This window comes from Pseudarthrobacter sp. Y6, from assembly GCF_050156205.1.
In the GTDB taxonomy this organism is placed as follows: Bacteria; Actinomycetota; Actinomycetes; order Actinomycetales; family Micrococcaceae; genus Arthrobacter.
In genome coordinates this window covers 544721-562376 of the sequence record NZ_CP189574.1, presented here as the reverse complement: position 1 = coordinate 562376, position 17656 = coordinate 544721, and the positions used below count along the sequence as shown (strand labels likewise).

Sequence of the window (17656 nt, the reverse complement as noted above, 5' to 3'; positions counted from 1 at the left end):
TTAAAGCGGTCCAGAGTCGCGATAAGTGGACAAAATCTCTCCAGGTCGCGGGGGGAGGTGGTGATGCTTAGGCGGTGCGCTTGGTGGGCGCGACGACCTTGATGACTGCCGAATCGTCGGCGGCCGCGAGGCCCTGGGCCTGGCCCAGGAGGTACAGCTGCTCGGCCGCGGCGGCAACGGGGGCTGCCAGGCCGGCGGCGCGGGTGGCCTTGCCGACGATGCCCATGTCCTTGACGAAGATGTCCAGGCGGGACAGGACCTCGGCGCCTTCCTCGGTGTAGGCCTCGAGGATGCGCGGGCCGCGGTTGGAGAGCATAAATGAACCTGCCGCCCCGGCTTCGAGGGCGGCGAGGGTCTTGGCCTGGTCGAGGCCTAGCGCGTCGGCGAGGGCCATGGCCTCGGCGGCGGCCGCAATGTGGACGCCGCAGAGGAGCTGGTTGACGGTCTTGAGGGCCTGGCCGTCGCCGGGCTTGTCGCCCACCACGGTGAGCGTGGAGGCCAGCAGCTCGAGGGCCGGGCGGGCCTTTTCCTGGGCTTCCGGGGAAGCGCCGACCACGATCAGCAGGTCGCCTTCGCCGGCGCGCCTGGGGCCGCCGGACAGCGGCGCGTCCACGAGCTCAACGCCGTATTCGGCCAGGCGTGCCACGGTGGCGGGGATCGCGTCGGTGCCCACGGTGCTGCCGAGGATGACAACGGCGCCCGGCTCCAGCACGGAGGCCACACCGTTCTCGCCGAAGAGGACATCGTTGAGCTGCTCGCCGTTGCGGACCGCCAGGAGCAGGGCATCGGCGCCCTTGGAGGCTTCCCGGGCGGAGGCGAAGGTGCGGATGCCGGCTTCTTCGGCGAGCTTCAGGCGCGGCTCGGCGATGTCGAAGCCGTGGACGGTGAGCTCGCTGGCCAGACGGGTGGCCATGGGCAGGCCCATGGCGCCGAGGCCCAGGACGGTGATGGTGTAGTTGCTGGTCATGGTGTTCTCCTTTGAATACTGGCTGGGCCCACGTGGGGGGCAGGCGGGGGGCAGACGGGGATTAGAAGGTGTTGCTGAGCTTGCGGGTGACGTCGGCGAGGGACTGGTCATCGCCCACGTTGCCGGCGAACACGATGTACGGGATGCCCTTGGCGGGGCCGTCCACCGGCTCCCAGAGCGAGACGATGCCCGGCAGCATGGGACCGCGGACAATGGCGTGGCGGATTTCCAGGCCATGCGCGGCGACGTCGGAGGACGTGATGCCACCCTTGGCGATGACGAACCGCGGCGGGAAGGTCTTAAGCGTCCGGTTCACCACGGCGACGACGGCGGCGGACACGGTGCGCGCGATCCGCAGGCTTTCGGCGGGATCGTCAGTCTTGATCAGCAGGCGGCTGGTGTGGACGATGACGTCTCCCCCGTGGAGCGCATCCACGACGGTAGCGACGGTCTGGTCGAGGTGGGCGTCCCCGGCGTCGCTGAGCAGCTTCTCGACGTCGATCTCCACAATGCGCGCGGCGCTGTGCTGCTCGGTGAGGGCCTTGAGCTGGCGGGTGGTGACGCCCACGTGGGAGCCCACCACGATCAGGCCGCCGGCCTCGGACGGGGTGTTGCCGGCGTAGGCTTCAGCGCCGGTGAGCTCGGTGCGGATTTCCTGGCCGATCCGGGCGCGGCCAAACGGCGGCCCCACGCGGTAGAGGAGCTTCTTGCCGCGGCGTTCGGCTTCTTCCAGGCCCAGGGACAGGGCGCGAAGGTCGTTCTCGGTGACGATGTCAGCGACGATCGGCGTGGAGTTGGTGGCGGGCTCGATCGCGTCGGCGATGGCGTTGGCGGTGATCTGCGGATCGGTAGAGGCGCGGATGATGTTCAGGTCAAGGACGATCACGGATTCCGCAGCGAAGCGGCCCTGCGACTTCTCTTCCACGTATTTGGTCATGTCCGAATTTGCGAAGCCGAAGCTGGCGTCCTTGGCGAATTCGGTCTCGGCCACGGGGGTGAGCTTGCCGGCGTCGTCCCCGGTGCCGCGCATGTAGTGCACGCCGCCGATGGTCACGCGGCCGGCGTCGGGGAACGCCGGCACCAGGACAACGCCGTCGGTGAATTCTCCGCTGACTTCAGCAACAGTTGCAGCGATGACGTCGGGCTCCAGCGGGTAGTGGCCGCGGAGGGTGGGGTCGCTGCGGCTCACGAACGCGAGCCGCAGGCTCGAACCGGCACCGGCATCTGCGGGCCCCGCGGCGGCCAGCGCATTGCGGACCACTTCCTCGTTGCGGGCTGCAGCTTCAGCGGGGTCCAGGCTCCGGGTGTTGGTGAGCACGTACACGGCGGGCTTCGCTTGGCCGAAGGCCCAGATGAAGTCCTCCACTTCCCAGCGGGTGAGCACGGGAAGATCCGCAATGGACTGCGTTCCGGTGGGGTCGTCGTCGAGCACTACGAGCATCCGGGGGGTCTCCGCACTGGACGCGGCTACGGCGTCGGCAACCAGGCGGGCGGGAATCCGGACTTCGGCCGGGAAGGCGGTCAGGATGTCTGCTTCAAGCGTCACAGTGCACTCCGTTGTGTGGAAATCTATAAGTAGTGAGGTAACTGTAAGATGTCTGACATCTAACATTTCAAAATTAGTGTGGCACAGGACATAGAAACGCGCAAGTAGACTTGTCAGACATATCTGGCGACGGCGGCAAGGGGGACATGTGGCACGGAAATCACTGGTGGGCGTTGTTGCAGACGAACTCCTGGACCGGATCATTGCCGGGGACTTTCCGCCCGGATCCAGCGTGCCCGGAGAGCTTGAACTCAGCGCCAGGCACGAGGTGAGCCGGATGACCGTGCGCGAGGCCATGAAAACCCTGGAAGCGCAGCGGATCCTCAGCGTGGAACGCGGCCGCGGCACATTCGTTAACCCGCTGAACCGATGGGCTTCGCTGGAAGCTGTCCTGCGGGCCGCGTCGGAGGGCCAGAACGAAGCCGCCGCCTCCGTTCAGCTCATTGAACTGCGCCGAATGCTGGAAACCGGGGCGTGCGAACTCGCGGCCGGCCGGATCAGCGACGCCGACATCCAGGCGCTGTTCGGCCATGTAGCGGCGATGCGCGCCGCCCATGAGATCAACGACGTTGCCGCCTTTGTGGAGGCTGATCTGGCATTCCATGACCTGATCCTGCGCGCCTCGGAGAACGTTTTTGTGGCGGTCCTTTTCGCGCCGCTGCACCGGGTGCTGGAAACGCGCCGGGCCGAAACATCGGCAGTGCCAACCATCCAGGAGCACGCTATCGGGCACCACCAGAACATTGCCGAGGCGCTGGAATCACGCGATCCGGGCCGGTCGCGGGAAGCCATGGACCTGCACATGCAACAGACCCTGGATGACCTCAAGAACCTTGTCCTCGAAGCTCCCTGACCAGCATCCACTCCGAAGTATTGGGTCTGGCCACGCCTGAGAAGTGCCACTAGTGTTCAAGGACGGCCCGCAACCGGGAATCGAAGGCGATCACGAGGAGCGAAGTTGTCCAACCACACGTACAGCATTACTGAAATTGTCGGCACCTCCGAAGAAGGCGTGGACGCTGCCGTCCGGAACGGGATCGCCGAGGCCGCCAAGACCCTGCGCAACCTTGACTGGTTCGAAGTGAAGGAAATCCGCGGCCACCTCGAAGACGGCAAGGTTGCCGACTGGCAGGTGCGGATCAAGCTCGGTTTCCGACACGAAGGCTGACCCTTCCAAGATCTCAGCAGTGATGGCCGCGTCCTTTGGGCGCGGCCATCACCGTTTAGCCTGTTTAGCTTCAGTTAGACGGGACGATGCCGCCTGCGCGCCCGATGCCGCACGGTGGTGCCGGCCCGGCTGCTGCTGGCGGCAGTAGCCTGCCCATTACTCCCGGTTTTCGGGGACCGCGGCCGGCGCCTCGGCCGCAAAATGCGGCGATGGAGCCGTACGCTGTCGGCGGGCCGCGTGGCTACGCGGTGCCCTGCCCACCGTTGACGGAAATGTTCGCTGTGGACAGCGAGTTCGCCGACCAACTGGGTGGCCTGCGGGTCGTTGGGATGCCGGCCGACATACACGCGGAGGGCACCAGCCGCTTCGGCGGCCCAGCACCATGGCCGGGATGTCCTCCACCGATTCCAGGAGTTGCCGCAGTGCCGGCCGTACTGCCTGCGCCGGTCCAGGGGAGCGTGTGCTGGCCGCACAGTTTTCCAGGAGGTCCATCATGTGCGCGTGTTGGCCCGTGTCCAGCCGGAGGGCGCGGGACACGGAGTCCAATACCGAGCGCTACGGGTGGATGTTCCTCCCCTGCTCCAGGCGGATGCAGTAGTCGGTGCTGACACCTGCAAGCCGTGCCACCACTTCACGCCGGAGGCCAGGAACCCGGCGCGCGCCGGGAGTGGCTTCCGCCCCCCGCATCTTCCGCACTCAGCCGGGACAGCATGGCCTTCAGGAATTTTCCGAACTCGGCGCTCTGACCCATGCCCCTATTCTGCACGGCCCTGGAAGGCACTTGCTACGACGAGGGTAGGACTGCCAGTCCTACCAAAAACAGGGACACGGTCAAGGACTGACTATCGGCGCGAAAGTACATAGGCTCGTACCGGAGCAATTCCCGAAAGCGGTTTCCGGCCGGACATCCCGTGCCAGGAACCACCCTTCAGCGCTACGAGGAGTCCCCATGTCAGAAATCTCGCTGAACAACGGCGTCACCATCCCCCAGCTCGGCTTCGGCGTTTTCCAGGTCCCGCCGGAAGACACCCAGCGGATCGTTGAGGATGCCCTGGCAGCCGGCTACCGCCACTTCGACACTGCCGCCGGGTACCGCAACGAAGCAGGCGTGGGCGCTGCCATCGCGGTCTCGGGCATTCCGCGCGAGGAAATCTTCGTGACCACCAAGCTCCGCAACGGCGACCACGGCCGGGCCCGGGACGCATTCCAGGACAGCCGCGAGGCGCTGGGTCTTGAGTTCGTGGACCTCTACCTCATCCACTGGCCGGTTCCGTCGCAGGGGCTCTACGTCCAGGCATGGAAGGACCTGGAGATCCTGTATGCAGCCAAGGAGATCCGTGCCATCGGCGTCTCGAACTTTCTCTCCGACCACCTGGACACCTTGCTCGAATCCACGGACGTGGTGCCCGCCGTGAACCAGATTGAGCTGCACCCCAGCTACCAGCAGGCCGAACTGGCCGCCAAGTGCCGTGCCCTCGGGATTGGTGTGGAGGCTTACAGTCCGCTGGGCCAGGGTGGCGATCTCAACGGAAACGCCGTCACCGCCGTCGCGCAGGCGCACAACGCCACCGCGGCGCAGGTGGTCCTGGCCTGGCATCTGGCCGCCGGCACCATCGTCATCCCCAAGTCGGTTGACTCGGCCCGGATGCGGGAGAATTTCGCGGCCGCGTCCCTGACGCTCACCACCGACGAATTCGCCTCCATCACCGCCCTCGAGCGGGGCGCGCGCATCGGTTCCGATCCCGCCGTCGCAACCTTTACGCAGCTGTAACATGCAGTACACGCACCTGGGCCGTTCGGGCCTGAAAGTTTCCCGGCTTTGTCTGGGCACCATGAACTTCGGCCCGCACACCGACGAGGCTGACGCGCACCACATCATGGATTCCGCCCTGGACGCCGGCATCAACTTCTTCGACACCGCCGACGTTTATGGCGGAAGCGGTCACCGCGGCTGGACCGAGGCGATCATTGGCCGCTGGTTCGCGAAGGGCGGCGAGCGCCGCGAACGGACCGTCCTGGCCACCAAGCTCTACGGCACCATGACTGACCGCCCCAACGAGTCCAAGCTGTCCGCACTGCACATCCGCCGTGCCCTGGACGCCAGCCTGAAGCGCCTGCAGACGGACTACATCGACATCTACCAGTTCCATCACATTGACCGGGACACTCCCTGGGACGAGATCTGGCAGGCCATCGAAGTGGCCGTTCAGCAGGGCAAGATCCTCTACTCCGGCAGCAGCAACTTCGCGGGCTGGCACATCGCCCAGGCACAGGAAGCCGCCCGCCGCCGGAACTACACCGGGCTAATAAGCGAGCAGTCCATCTACAACCTGTTCCGCCGTGAGGTGGAGCTGGAGGTCGTCCCCGCGGCACAGCAGTACGGCCTGGGCCTGATCCCGTGGTCCCCGCTCCAGGGCGGACTGCTGGGCGGCGTCCTGAAGAAGGAACGCGCGGGCGTCCGGCGCACCGAAGGACGCGCTGCAGAAACGCTCAAGAAGCACCGGGACCAGATCCAGCAGTTCGAGGATTTTGCGGACGGACTGCGGCACGAACCCGGCGACATCGCGCTCGCCTGGCTGCTTCACCAGCCTGCTGTCACCGCACCGATCGTGGGACCGCGCACGCAGGAACAGCTCGACGCCGGCATCCGGGCGTTGGACGTCACGCTCGACGCCGACGGCCTCAAGCGGCTCGACGACATCTTCCCGGGCCACCGCCCGGCACCGGAGGACTATGCATGGTGAATCCCTTGGATGCGGCGGCCGACACCGTGGCACCACAGAACATCCTCTTCCTCGGTGGCACCGGGGTGATCAGCGCCGCAGCGGCGGAACGCGCCGTCGCACTGGGACACCGGGTGACCATCCTCAACCGCGGCCAATCCGGCAAGCCAGCACCGGCTGGTGCGGAGGTCCTGCACGCGGACATCCGCGACCAGGACGCAGTGCGGGCGGTGCTGCAGGGCAGGGAGTTCGACGCCGTCGCGGACTTTATTGCCTTCACTCCGGATAGGCGCGATCCAGGGACTGCTCGGCCGGCCGCAGGCAGTGGGCGAGAGCTACACCATCACGTCGGATGAATACCTGCCCTGGAACCAGATCTACGGCCTGTTTGCGCGGGCGGCGGGGGTTGCCGATCCCGAGTTGGTCCATGTGCCCTCGGAAACCATCGCCGCGCACGGTGCCCGGCACAGTCCCCACCTGGGGCCAAGCCTCCTGGTCGACCGCGCCCACTCCGTAGTTTTCGACAACGCCGTGATCAAATCCTTGGTGCCTGGCTTTGCGGCCGCCATTCCCTTCGCGGACGGGACCCGGGAGATAGTTGACTGGCATGACAGCCACCCCGAACTGCAGGTTGTGGACCAATCGTTCATGGATCTGAGTGATGGGCTGATCAGGTGGCCGCGAAGGCAGCTGACTGACGGCACGGCCGCGGCGCCTCCTGTGGTGCCCCGGCGCTAGGCCTTTTCAACCCACTGGGCCCGCCATTCGGGTGCCTCGAAGGCTTCGCTCCAGTAGGCAGTCTCCTTGGCAATCCTGCCGTCCCGGAATTCGAAGATGAACACCGTTTCGTACTGTGGCCCGTTGTAGTCCAGCAGGGCTTCGGCCACTACCAGGTTCCCGCCGCTCAGCATCCGGCGTGGCGTGATGGTGGGCAGCTGCGGGAAGGCGTTGTAGATTCCCCGCCGGTTTTCCGCGCCGCGCACAACTTCCCCGGATTGCGGCCAATGCATCACGGCGTCGTCGTGAAACAGTTCGTCCATGACCTCAGTGCGGCGGTCGTTGATGCATGCGATCAGCCGGTTGACCACGTTCTCATTAGCGTTTGTTTCAACCACGATGTTGACCTGATTCCTCGACGTTTTAGTTTAGGGACCGCTAACCCTTGCATTGTGCTCCCTAAATCCGTCATGCACCACGGGACTAGCTCTCTCCGGGGTCTGTGCGCTCCCGCCCAGTTGCTTTTGGCCAACCAGCCGACATGCCGTGGCGCGGCGTAGTTTGCCGGCTTCGGAGTGGAGCAACCGGGCGGGAACGCACGCAGGGCCGCGTATTCGACCCGAGCCTCCCTGCAGGTCCTTGCCAGACCAATCGAATATCGATAGCCCTGCATTGTTATTCGATAGCCTAGGAGACCCAACGGGTAAGCTGCTCACCTCGCCCTGCGCGCCGTACTGGCGCTTGCGCTCTCCGGCGTTGTACTCCGGGTACTGCTGGCCCAGGCGGTGGCCCGCGACGCCGAGGCGAACCACCTGCGCGCCGAGCTGGGCGAGGTGATCTGATGCCGATCGTCGTTGACATCGATGTGATGCTGGCCAGGCGGAAGATGCCCGTGGGTGAGCTGGCGGACCGGATCGGGATCACCCCGGCCAACCTTACAGTTCTCAAGAACGGCCGCGCCAAAGCCGTTCGCTTCACCACGCTTGAGGCGCTGTGCGACGTCCTCGACTGCCAACCCGGGGACCTGCTGCGCTGGGAGCCCGGGGAAGAGGAAGCCGCGACGGCCTAACGACTGGAAGCGCGGCAGGCTGCTCACGGCCACGGACACCCGGTCCAACAACGGCACCAGAGGCACGCCGAGCCTCGTTGCAGACGTAGTGGGTGACTGGCTTATGCACGACCCGCAGTACCCGGGCGGAGATAGCCCGGCAGAACACCACCTACAACCAGCCGTCTTACGCGGACTTCTATCTGGCCTCGGACATGGACTTCGGTGATGTACCGCTGCGCGCGGCCTGGCTCCCGGGCAGCGTGAAGGCCCCTCCAGCAAACCATGCTGGACCTGGTTGAGTCCGGCGACGCAGGGGGCCCGGTCGCGAAGCAGCTGGCAGCGAGTGTGCAGCAGGCGGCAAAGGCAGTGGACGACGGCGGTGCCTCCCAAGCGGCATAGGCCATCCAGCGCTTCGTGAAGTTCCTGGACCAGCAAAAGAAGCCCGATCAGGTATCCGACGTGGCACGAACGGTACTCGACCACCAGGCCGGAAATATTCTCCGGGCATTCGAAGGCTAGGAACGCGAAAGCACGGCAGACTGTTGAAATGACTCTCTCACCGCTCATCACGCTCAATGACGGCTACAGCATCCCGCAGCTGGGGCTCGGCACCTGGCCGCTGGACGACGAACAGGTGACCGCCGCCGTCGTACATGCCCTGGAAGCCGGGTACCGGCACATCGATACGGCAGTGAAATACGGCAACGAGGAAGGCGTCGGGAACGGCATCCGCGCAGGTGGCGTGGACCGAAGCGAGATCTTCGTCACCACCAAGCTGGACGGCCAGTTCCAAGGCGAGGACCGCGCAGTGGCGGGGCTGGAGGGGTCGCTGACGCGCCTGGGGCTGGACTACGTGGACCTCCTGCTGATCCACTGGCCGCTCCCTGCGCGTGATGATTTCGTCTCGACGTGGAAAACGTTCGAGCGGCTGCAGGCGGAGGGCAAAGTCCGGTCCATCGGTGTCTCCAACTTCAAGCCAGCACACCTGGAACGGTTGCTGGCCGAAACCGACGTAGTGCCTGCCGTGAACCAGATCCAGCTGAGCCCGGAGATTACCCGCAAGGCGGAACGAGAGTTCAATGCCGGGCACGGAATTGTCACCGAATCGTACAGCCCGCTGGGCGGGTCAGGGGCCAGCCTACTGACCGCCCCCCTCCTTGCGCAGCTGGGCGAAAAATACGACAAGACACCGGCTCAACTGGTGCTGCGCTGGCATATTGAGCGGGGACTTGTAGTTATTCCAAAATCTGGAAATCCCGAGCGCATGCAGGAAAACCTGGACATCTTCGACTTCTCCCTGGACCGGCAGGATCTCGCGGAACTTGCCATCCTGGACGAGGGGCCGGGCGCCGGCAACGATTCGGACACGGCAGGGCACTGAGAGGGCCCCGAACAGGCTTTCCCGGAGATTCAGAGTGGCGAAAAGAAAGTAAGCATGATTAGTATTGGGGCAGAGGGATGAAGCGTGCCCGGGATCCGGGCACCTCCCTGATGTAGGAAGAAGGAACGAAAAATGGGTTTCTTTGCATTTTTGATTCTTGGCCTTATTGCCGGCGCGATCGCTAAGGCGATCCTTCCGGGCAAGCAGGGTGGCGGCTGGATCATCACCCTCATCCTCGGCGTTGTCGGTGCGTTCCTCGGCGGCTGGCTTGGCGGCCTGCTTTTCAATGCGCCGCTGCAGGAGTTCTTCTCACTGCAGACCTGGCTGCTCGCGATCGCCGGCTCGATCATCGTGCTGCTGGTTTACAGCATGGTCACGAAGCGCAGCGTCCGCAGCTAGCTTCGTCACCGGCATGAATACCGGCCCTGGGACAACATCCTGGGGCCGGTTTTCTTTCCCCCCGCCACGCGGATCGGGGACTGACACCTTCTCAACGAGCAGGAGTTCACTATGAAATCTAGACTTCTTTTGGGTATTGGCATCGCGGCAGGTTACGTCCTGGGATCGCGGTCGGGCCGGGCGGCGTACGACAAGCTCAAGGCCGGGGCTGCGGGTATCTGGGACAGCAAACCGGTCCAGGACAAGGTCAGTGCCGCCACGGAGGCCATCAAGGAGAAAGCTCCCGAGGTGGCGGACCAGCTGGGTGAGGCCGCCCGCCGGGCGGGCACCGTGATCGGCTCAGCCATGCACCATGACGCCGCGGCCAGTAATGGCAAGGCAAAAACGTCCGACGTCGACGCCTCGGTAGGTGCCTCCGGCACTGCTGCGGTTGGCAGCACTGCGGTTGGCGACCACGTTCCCGCCCACAGCACGCACCCGGAAACGGTGAATCTGGGAACATCTGACGTTGAATCCGACCCCGCCCTCAACGACACCCACGGCCAGGACTGGTCGGACGAAGGCGGCGCCACTCCTGCGGGTGCAACAACGAACGTTGACCCCAGACGGGAATGATCGAGGATCGTTGCCGGGACGTTACACGGGATTCGCCGTGTGACACGGAGGCCACGCTGAAGTTGTGCTAAAAATGATCGTTGCTGGCCGCCGCGCTCCTTGGGGGACGCGGCGGCCAGCAACGTTTCATGTCATGGCCACATGCCGGCTCAGGTGACCAGCTCGGCAGCACCGAACGACACGCTGAACTGAACGCACCAAAGGTCAACTGACGGGTACTTCGACAGATCAACGTCGGCGGGAATCTGGTAAACCTGATTGCCCTGATTTCCCTTGATCAGGCCGAGGTCGTAGTAATCAGCGGAGCCGGCGGTGAACCACCCGGCCGTCCCTTCCACCACGTGAGCGGCACTTACCCAGACGTGCACGTCCGGACCATTGGACGTATCCAGGTTTTCGAGCGTGAGGAGCCTGGCACCGTCAGGCTGCTGGACGATCCGGACGGTTCCCGTGGTCGTGTGTTCATGGCTGATCAGGGTACCCACAGCAAGCTGCATGGGGCCTGCAGGCAGGGGTGCCGGCGTCGGAGTCGGCGCAAGGGGTGTGGGCGTAGGCGGTGTCGGTTGTGCTTGCGCGGGACCGCTGGCCACGATGGGGAGCTGTTCATCCACCTTCACGTCCACAAAGAGGAGCCAGGGCTTGAACAGCACAAGCCCAATCACCAGTCCTACCGCTGCAACGGCCGCCGCAGCGATGATCCAGGTCCGGCGTCGGTTTGGAGTTTGCTTTCCGCTCATGGACTTTCCGCTCATGGAACCATCGTCCGCGTATCCGCTGTCCGGTGCAACGGACCAGCCGTAACCGGGCTAGCGGCCTTTTGGTGCGACGGCCGCAGTACGGTCATAAATGTCGTACCCCCTTGGCAGAGTGTTCCTATGGAAGCTTTCGGGGATCAGCTTGCGCGGAACGGCGGCACCACCGCCGTTCCGACGCCTGCCGGTTCGCCTGTCGGCGGCGCTTTCAACGCTGCACTATTCGACGGCGGCTTAAATGTCACACCCCCACGGCAGAGTACTCCCATGGAAGCTTTCGAGGATCAGGTTGCTCAGAACGGCGGCACCACCGCCTTTCTGACGGCCGACGCCGGGCTGGCTGCGGCGATCGTATCGGTGAACGCTGCCGCCGCGTCTGCTCCAGGGACGCTGGCAATGGCTGGCTACGTCGACGCCGCCGACTTCGCCGGCCTCGTCGAGGACCTCTCCCGGACCGTGGACTACCTCCAGATCCTCGCAGCCGGAGCCGTGGACCGTACCCGCACCCGCACCCGGGCCATCACCGCCGCCACAACAACCCGCACCACCCGGTCATGGATCACCGGCTGGGACAACGGAGCCGAAACCCTGAACGAAACCGACGCCACCTGGCCCGCCACCACCACCGCTGGAACCACGTGCCCGGTGCGGCGGTCACCGGCCGATGACGGCTGCAAGAACACCGCCGAATTCCTGCGCCTCCGGCTCCGGATCGGGCGCAGCGAAGCCCACCGCCGCATCCACCTCGCCCACAACATTCTGCCCGCCACCACCCTCACCGGAGACCCCGTACCCCCAATGAGGGAACACCTCGCAGCAGCCCTCTCCCCCACCGCCACCAGCAGCTCGACAGACACCAGCGCCGACGACGGCGCCGACGCAGTAACCCCGTTTCAGGCCGCGCCAGGGTCCGGGCCCGTGGTGTCCTCCCGGGCCGGGACCATCATCAGCGCCACCCTGGACCGCCTCAGGCACCACACCACCGCCGAGACCCTGGACCGGATCGAACACGACCTCACCCACACCGCCGCCACCGCGGACCCCGACTTCCTCGCCCGCGTCGCCCGCCGCTGGGCCGACACCATCGACGCCGACGGCACCGAGCCCACCGAAGAAGCACTCCGCCACACTCAAGGCGCGTTCATCCGCAAACCCCGCCACGGCCTCCACCACCTGGAAATCTTCGCCACCACCGACCAATACGAACACCTCGCCACCGTCATGAACGCCGCCACCAACCCCCGCGCCACCGCAGGCACAGGGACCGGCACAGCCACGGCCACGGAAGCCGCGTCCGGGTCCGGGACCGGCACTCCCGGCACCGGGCAGGGCAACAACGTCTGGCAGGACAACGACGTGGACCTGGACCGGCGCACCCGGTCCCAGAAACAACTCGACGGCATCATCGGCGCCCTCAAAGCCGTCCTGAGCACCAACCAACTGCCCACCACCGGCGGGAACCGCCCCCAAATCCTCGCCACCATCAACTACCTAGACCTCCTCCCCCACCACCGAGCCGCAGCCAACGGCACAGCCACCGACGCCGGCACCGGCCTGGCCGCAGGCACAGGCACAGGCACAGGCGCTGGCATACGCACTGGCACTGGCGTGAGCATAGGCGCGGGCGCGGGCGCGGGCAGCTTCACGTTCACCGGGCCCGTCGCGGCCACCACCTTGCGCAAACTCGCCTGCGACGCCGACATCATCCCCGTCCTGCTCGGCACCGGCGGCGAAATCCTGGACCTCGGCCGCAAAACCCGGCTCTTCACCCCCGCCCAACGCCTCGCCCTGACCGCCCGCGACCAAGGCTGCACCTTCCCCAACTGCACCATGCCTGCCCCTTGGTGCGAAGCCCACCACATCACCTACTGGTCAGAGCACGGCCCCACCAACGTTGGCAACGGAGCCCTGCTCTGCTCCCATCACCACCACCTCATCCACAAGGAACAATGGACCATCCACACCCGCAACGGCATCCCCTGGTTCACACCCCCACGCCACATCGACCCCACCCAAAAACCCCAACAAAACCACTACTTCAAACCACCACCCCCGCCGCCACAGCGCGAATAGACGCTGCCACAGCGCGAATGGGTAGCCGCCGTTGCCGGAATCGATACCTGCCGGCGCGCCGTTCTAACCAGCCCGTCCGACTACGACGGTGCCGTCCAGTTCTTCCGAGCGGACGGTCCTGGCCGCGAAGCCCGCACTCGCCAAGATCGACGCGGTCCCTACGGCCTGCCGCTCGCTGGTTTCGATGATGAGATTGCCGCCTGGTCGCAGCCATTCGTTAGCCTCCGCAGCGACGCGGCGGTGGAAATCGAGTCCGTCAGCGCCGCCGTCGAGCGACCACAACGGTTCGTGCTCGCGTGCCTCGTGCGGCATGGTGTTGATCGCGCCCGTCGGGACATAAGGGGCGTTGACCGCCAGAACGTGAATCTTCCCCTTGATGGCGGGCGGCAGTGCATCGAACAGATCGCCTTGGTGTACCTCACCACCCACACGGTCAATGTTCCGACGGGCGCAGGCCACCGCAGCCGGGTCGATGTCCGCTGCATGGAGCTCCAGCCCCGCAATCCGGAAGGCGATGGCAGCACCCACTGCACCGGACCCACAACAAAGGTCCACAACCATGGCGGGCTCCGAACCATTCCAGCGCTCCCGCATCGGGTCCGCCGAGAGCAGGGCTGCGGCCTCATTCACCAAAAGCCCGGTGCGGCGGCGCGGAACAAAAACCCCGGCATCGAGCTCAATCCGGAGTCCGCAGAACTCTGCCCAGCCGAGGATGTGCTCCAGCGGATACCCGGCAACGCGCCTTTCCACCGCCGAAGCGATCTGGGCCGGGCCGGACACTGCGGTCAGGAGAAGCTGGGCTTCCTCCTCCGCAAAGACGCACCCGGCCGAGCGTAGCCGCTCAGCGATCCCCAAAAGGGACTCAACATGAAATTCAGTGGCTGACATGGGTACACCTTTCCGCGATGATGGGCGCCGAGCGCCATCGCCCGCCTCTGAATGTACGCGAAGGTAGCCTCTGGCGGCCTGTCTCAAAAGACTGGATTTATTCAGTGCAAGCGCTTACAGTGTGCCGTGGTTCACATGGCGATCGTTCCCTGATTGCCTGCGCGAACCGCACATCTGACCGCCAACCGACGCCACCACACCCACATCTCCACAGCACCCTGTACTGCATCGCCGCTACCAGGAAGGTCTCCTGACGTGAATACACGCACCCTCAGAGGCTCAATCCAACGCCTCAACTACCCAATAACATCATGGCTGGGACTGCTCGCAGCAGCCGTGGCCGTGTCGGCTTCCGTCCTCCCTGCGCACGCGGCGCCGGGCCCGAAAGACCCGGGGTCGTCGTCGGCCCTTCACTCACTCCGCGCCCCGGTGACGGACGAGAATTTCTACTTTGTGATGGCCGACCGATTCAGCAACGGGGACACGACCAATGACGACGGCGGCTTGGGTAACGACCCCATGATGTCCGGCTTCGATCCCACGAAAAAGGGCTTCTATAACGGCGGCGACCTGGCCGGGCTGCTCGACAAGATCGACTACATCCAGGGTCTGGGCACCACGTCCATCTGGCTCACCCCCAGCTTCAAGAACAAGGCGGTGCAGCCCGAGGACAATTCAGCCGGCTATCACGGCTACTGGATCACCGACTTCACCCAGATCGACCCCCACCTGGGCACCAACGACGAGTTGAAGGCCCTCATCGACGAAGCCCACTCGCGCGGCATGAAGGTGTACTTCGACATCATCACCAACCACACCGCGGACGTGATCGGCTACGAAGAGGGCGCCCGCAAGACCTACGTTTCCAAGGACGCCGAGCCGTACAAGTCGGCTGCCGGCGACGAGTTCGATGACCGCGACTTCGCAGGGTCGAAGGATTTCCCGGAGCTTGATGTCAAGACGTCCTTCCCCTACGTTCCCGTTCTGGACCCGGCGGAACAAAACCTGAAAGTTCCCGCCTGGCTGAACGATCCCACGCTGTACCACAACCGCGGCGACACCACCTTCGTAGGCGAGGACTCCTACTATGGCGACTTCTTCGGATTGGATGACCTCTTCACCGAGAACCCCAAAGTGGTGGACGGCATGGAGGAGATCTACAAGACCTGGATCGGCGATTTCGGGGTGGACGGCTTCCGCATAGACACCATGAAGCACGTCAACAATGAGTTCTGGCAGGAATTCGGCCCGGAGGTGCTCAGCTACGCCAAGGCGCAGGGCAAGGACGAGTTCTTTATGTTCGGCGAAGTCTTCGACACGTCCAAGTCGTTCACCTCGCAGTTCACCACCCGCAACCAGATGCAGGCCGTGCTGGACTTCCCGTTCCAGGACGCCGCCCGCAACTTCGCCTCCAAGAGCCAGGACACCCGCTCCCTGCAGACCTTCTTCGCCGGCGACGACTGGTACACCGACGCCGACTCCAACGTCTACCAGCTCCCCACCTTCCTGGGTAACCACGACATGGGCCGCATCGGCAGCTTCATCGCGGCCGACAACCCGGGGTCAACCGACACGGAGCAGGTGGCCCGCGACCAGCTGGCCCACGAGCTGATGTACTTCTCCCGCGGAAATCCGGTGATCTACTACGGCGACGAGCAGGGCTTCACCGGCCCGGGCGGTGACCAGGACGCACGGCAGACGCTCTTCGCCAGCCAGGTGCCGGAGTACCTCGACGACGACCTGCTGGGCACCGATGCCACGCACGCCACCGACAACTTCAACGCCGATCACCCGCTGTACGCCAAGATCAGCCAGCTCGCCGCCCTGGCCAAGGAGCACCCGGCCCTGCGCGACGGCGCCCACCAACACCGCTACGCCTCCGAAGGGCCTGGGATCTACGCCTTTTCCCGCACGGACGCGGAGGACCAGCGCGAGTACGTGGTGGCCCTGAACAACAGCGAGCAGCCGCAGACCGCCGAGGTTCCCGCCTACATCGGCAAGCGCAATTACACACGGATTTACGGCACCGGCGCAGACGAGGTGAAGTCCTCCGCGGACGGCAAGCTGACGGTCACCGTCCCCCCGCTCTCCGCCGTTGTCTACCAGTCATCGGGCCGCATTCCGCACTCCAAGGCGGCTCCCGCCGTCGCGCTTCAGGAACCTGCCGCGGCACCTGCGGACAACGGCCGGATCAACGTAACGGCCGACGTCGGCGGGACTTCGTTCTACGAGGTCACCTTTGAGGCCAGGACGGCGGGCGGTGGCTGGGCGCCGATCGGCACCGACGACACCGCGCCTTACCAGGTGTTCCACGATGTCGCTGCCTTGGATGCCGGCACCGTGCTCGAATACCGCGCCACAGTGCTGGACAATGGGGGCCACAGAGCCACCAGCCAGTCCCGGACGGCGGCGGTTCCGGCGCCGGTCCTGACCATGCAGAAACCTGTGGAAGGCAGCAGCGTGGAAGGGTCAGTGGAGCTGAGCGCCACCGCAGATCCGGAGAAGTCCAGCCACGTGGTGTCCTTCGAGCGCAGCATCGCCGGCGGCGAATGGACCGCCTTGGGCTCTGATGACTCGTCTCCGGTGTACTCGGTGACCGATGACCTGGCAGCCCTGGACCTCGACGACGGCACCCTGGTCCAATACCGCGCCACCATGACCGGCCCCGGCTTCAGCGTGGCCAGCGAACCGCGGACGGCGACGGTGGGCGAGGCTCCGCAGCCGGACTCAGTGACCGTTGCGGGGTCGTTCAACGCCGAGTTGGGCTGTCCGAAGGATTGGGACGAAGCCTGCCCGGCGGCGTCCATGACCCTGGACCCGGCGGACAACATCTGGCGGCTGACAGTTGACTTGCCGCCCGGCCAGTACGAGTACAAGGCCGCGCTCAACGGCAGCTGGGATGTCAGCTACGGCGCTGATGGAGTCCTTGACGGGAGCAACATCGTCCTTGACCACCCCGGCGGACCGGTCACGTTCCGCTACGACAACCGCACGCACGCCACCACTGCCGTCTACGCTTCCCAGCAGCCGCAGGCGGTTTCGGCCGTGGGAAGCATGGGGTTGGAGCTTGGCTGCGCGGATGACTGGCTGCCCGGGTGTGACCAGACCCAGCTGACCCTGGACCCGGCAACCCTGGTGTGGAAGCTGATCGTGCCGGACCTGCCGGCGGGCAGCTACGAATTCAAGGCGGCTTTGGATCGTTCCTGGAGTGTCAGTTACGGGGTTGGCGGAGCATCCCCTGGTGCCAACATTCCGTTTGAGCACGACGGCGGAGCGGTCACCTTCCGGTACGACCACTTCACCCACCTGCTCACGGCGGGTTAGGGCCCAGCACTGCGTATCATCGCGATGCGGGGCGCCGGCGGTCGTTCCGAGG

Annotated in this window: 16 protein-coding genes and 2 pseudogenes; 12 read left to right on the top strand and 6 right to left on the bottom strand. The window is 65.2% G+C overall.

Annotation, left to right across the window (positions count from 1 at the left end):
* Positions 1–67 precede the first annotated feature (67 nt).
* Positions 68–967, bottom strand: a complete 900-nt coding sequence (locus ACQCSW_RS02720; RefSeq protein WP_426989391.1) for an NAD(P)-dependent oxidoreductase — start codon at positions 965–967, stop codon at positions 68–70.
* A 61-nt stretch (positions 968–1028) separates the two neighbouring features.
* Positions 1029–2513: a four-carbon acid sugar kinase family protein gene (locus ACQCSW_RS02715; protein WP_426989390.1), complete on the bottom strand. Its 1485-nt coding sequence runs from the start codon at positions 2511–2513 to the stop codon at positions 1029–1031.
* Positions 2514–2661: 148 nt separating this feature from the next.
* On the opposite strand from ACQCSW_RS02715, the gene ACQCSW_RS02710 reads away from it, so the two are divergent.
* Entirely contained in the window at positions 2662–3366 is a 705-nt protein-coding gene (locus tag ACQCSW_RS02710) for a FadR/GntR family transcriptional regulator (RefSeq protein WP_426989389.1), read from the top strand.
* Between the two features lie 105 nt (positions 3367–3471).
* Complete coding sequence (locus ACQCSW_RS02705) at positions 3472–3681, top strand: dodecin (RefSeq protein ID WP_056347910.1); 210 nt, start codon at positions 3472–3474, stop codon at positions 3679–3681.
* Between the two features lie 74 nt (positions 3682–3755).
* On the opposite strand, the pseudogene ACQCSW_RS02700 reads toward ACQCSW_RS02705, so the two are convergent.
* Positions 3756–4432, bottom strand: a pseudogene (locus ACQCSW_RS02700) (helix-turn-helix domain-containing protein).
* 198 nt (positions 4433–4630) lie between these two features.
* Between ACQCSW_RS02700 and ACQCSW_RS02695 the strand changes: the two are divergent.
* From ACQCSW_RS02695 to ACQCSW_RS02685, 3 genes and pseudogenes are all read left to right on the top strand, one after another.
* A complete protein-coding gene (locus tag ACQCSW_RS02695) occupies positions 4631–5452 on the top strand; it encodes an aldo/keto reductase (protein WP_426989388.1) in 822 nt (273 codons plus the stop codon).
* A 1-nt stretch (position 5453) separates the two neighbouring features.
* Positions 5454–6425, top strand: coding sequence for an aldo/keto reductase (locus ACQCSW_RS02690; protein WP_426989387.1), 972 nt, complete (start codon positions 5454–5456; stop codon positions 6423–6425).
* Positions 6419–7142 (top strand): annotated as a pseudogene (locus tag ACQCSW_RS02685) (NAD-dependent epimerase/dehydratase family protein). The gene ACQCSW_RS02690 and the pseudogene ACQCSW_RS02685 overlap by 7 nt, the downstream one beginning before the upstream one ends.
* Here the strand turns inward: ACQCSW_RS02685 and ACQCSW_RS02680 are convergent.
* The gene (locus ACQCSW_RS02680) at positions 7139–7519 is read right to left on the bottom strand and encodes a nuclear transport factor 2 family protein (RefSeq protein ID WP_426989386.1); all 381 of its coding nucleotides are present in this window, start codon (positions 7517–7519) and stop codon (positions 7139–7141) included. The pseudogene ACQCSW_RS02685 and the gene ACQCSW_RS02680 sit on opposite strands and share 4 nt — an antisense overlap.
* Before the next feature lie 443 nt (positions 7520–7962).
* Here ACQCSW_RS02680 and ACQCSW_RS02675 point away from each other — a divergent pair, with 443 nt between their 5' ends.
* From ACQCSW_RS02675 to ACQCSW_RS02655, 5 genes are all read left to right on the top strand, one after another.
* Positions 7963–8190, top strand: a complete 228-nt coding sequence (locus ACQCSW_RS02675) for a helix-turn-helix domain-containing protein (RefSeq protein ID WP_426989385.1) — start codon at positions 7963–7965, stop codon at positions 8188–8190.
* Positions 8105–8398, top strand: a complete 294-nt coding sequence (locus ACQCSW_RS02670; RefSeq protein WP_426989384.1) for a hypothetical protein — start codon at positions 8105–8107, stop codon at positions 8396–8398. The genes ACQCSW_RS02675 and ACQCSW_RS02670 overlap by 86 nt, the downstream gene beginning before the upstream one ends.
* A 321-nt stretch (positions 8399–8719) precedes the next feature.
* The gene (locus tag ACQCSW_RS02665) at positions 8720–9553 is read left to right on the top strand and encodes an aldo/keto reductase (protein ID WP_426989383.1); all 834 of its coding nucleotides are present in this window, start codon (positions 8720–8722) and stop codon (positions 9551–9553) included.
* Between the two features lie 132 nt (positions 9554–9685).
* Positions 9686–9952 carry a GlsB/YeaQ/YmgE family stress response membrane protein gene (locus ACQCSW_RS02660; protein ID WP_058930334.1) on the top strand — a complete coding sequence of 89 codons (267 nt, stop codon included), beginning with the start codon at positions 9686–9688 and terminating at the stop codon, positions 9950–9952.
* A 111-nt stretch (positions 9953–10063) separates the two neighbouring features.
* Positions 10064–10567, top strand: coding sequence for a hypothetical protein (locus ACQCSW_RS02655; RefSeq protein WP_426989382.1), 504 nt, complete (start codon positions 10064–10066; stop codon positions 10565–10567).
* 149 nt (positions 10568–10716) lie between these two features.
* Here the strand turns inward: ACQCSW_RS02655 and ACQCSW_RS02650 are convergent, their stop codons facing one another.
* Complete coding sequence (locus ACQCSW_RS02650; protein WP_426989381.1) at positions 10717–11319, bottom strand: DM13 domain-containing protein; 603 nt, start codon at positions 11317–11319, stop codon at positions 10717–10719.
* 123 nt (positions 11320–11442) lie between these two features.
* Between ACQCSW_RS02650 and ACQCSW_RS02645 the strand changes: the two genes are divergently transcribed.
* Positions 11443–13392, top strand: coding sequence for a DUF222 domain-containing protein (locus ACQCSW_RS02645; RefSeq protein WP_426989380.1), 1950 nt, complete (start codon positions 11443–11445; stop codon positions 13390–13392).
* 63 nt (positions 13393–13455) lie between these two features.
* Here the strand turns inward: ACQCSW_RS02645 and ACQCSW_RS02640 are convergent, their stop codons facing one another.
* A complete protein-coding gene (locus ACQCSW_RS02640; RefSeq protein WP_426989379.1) occupies positions 13456–14280 on the bottom strand; it encodes a putative protein N(5)-glutamine methyltransferase in 825 nt (274 codons plus the stop codon).
* A 255-nt stretch (positions 14281–14535) separates the two neighbouring features.
* Here ACQCSW_RS02640 and ACQCSW_RS02635 point away from each other — a divergent pair, with 255 nt between their 5' ends.
* On the top strand, positions 14536–17604 hold the full coding sequence (locus tag ACQCSW_RS02635) for an alpha-amylase family glycosyl hydrolase (RefSeq protein ID WP_426989378.1): 3069 nt from the start codon (positions 14536–14538) through the stop codon (positions 17602–17604).
* Positions 17605–17656: the final 52 nt, after the last annotated feature.

Excerpts from the sequence above, each read along its gene's own strand:
- ACQCSW_RS02650 (WP_426989381.1), bottom strand. The coding sequence starts at position 11,319 with ATGAGCGGAAAGTCCATGAGCGGAAAGCAAACTCCAAACCGACGCCGG.
- ACQCSW_RS02645 (WP_426989380.1), top strand. The coding sequence starts at position 11,443 with ATGGAAGCTTTCGGGGATCAGCTTGCGCGGAACGGCGGCACCACCGCC.
- ACQCSW_RS02720 (WP_426989391.1), bottom strand. The coding sequence starts at position 967 with ATGACCAGCAACTACACCATCACCGTCCTGGGCCTCGGCGCCATGGGC.
- ACQCSW_RS02690 (WP_426989387.1), top strand. The coding sequence starts at position 5,454 with ATGCAGTACACGCACCTGGGCCGTTCGGGCCTGAAAGTTTCCCGGCTT.
- ACQCSW_RS02675 (WP_426989385.1), top strand. The coding sequence starts at position 7,963 with ATGCCGATCGTCGTTGACATCGATGTGATGCTGGCCAGGCGGAAGATG.
- ACQCSW_RS02640 (WP_426989379.1), bottom strand. The coding sequence starts at position 14,280 with ATGTCAGCCACTGAATTTCATGTTGAGTCCCTTTTGGGGATCGCTGAG.
- ACQCSW_RS02695 (WP_426989388.1), top strand. The coding sequence starts at position 4,631 with ATGTCAGAAATCTCGCTGAACAACGGCGTCACCATCCCCCAGCTCGGC.
- ACQCSW_RS02665 (WP_426989383.1), top strand. The coding sequence starts at position 8,720 with ATGACTCTCTCACCGCTCATCACGCTCAATGACGGCTACAGCATCCCG.
- ACQCSW_RS02655 (WP_426989382.1), top strand. The coding sequence starts at position 10,064 with ATGAAATCTAGACTTCTTTTGGGTATTGGCATCGCGGCAGGTTACGTC.
- ACQCSW_RS02660 (WP_058930334.1), top strand. The coding sequence starts at position 9,686 with ATGGGTTTCTTTGCATTTTTGATTCTTGGCCTTATTGCCGGCGCGATC.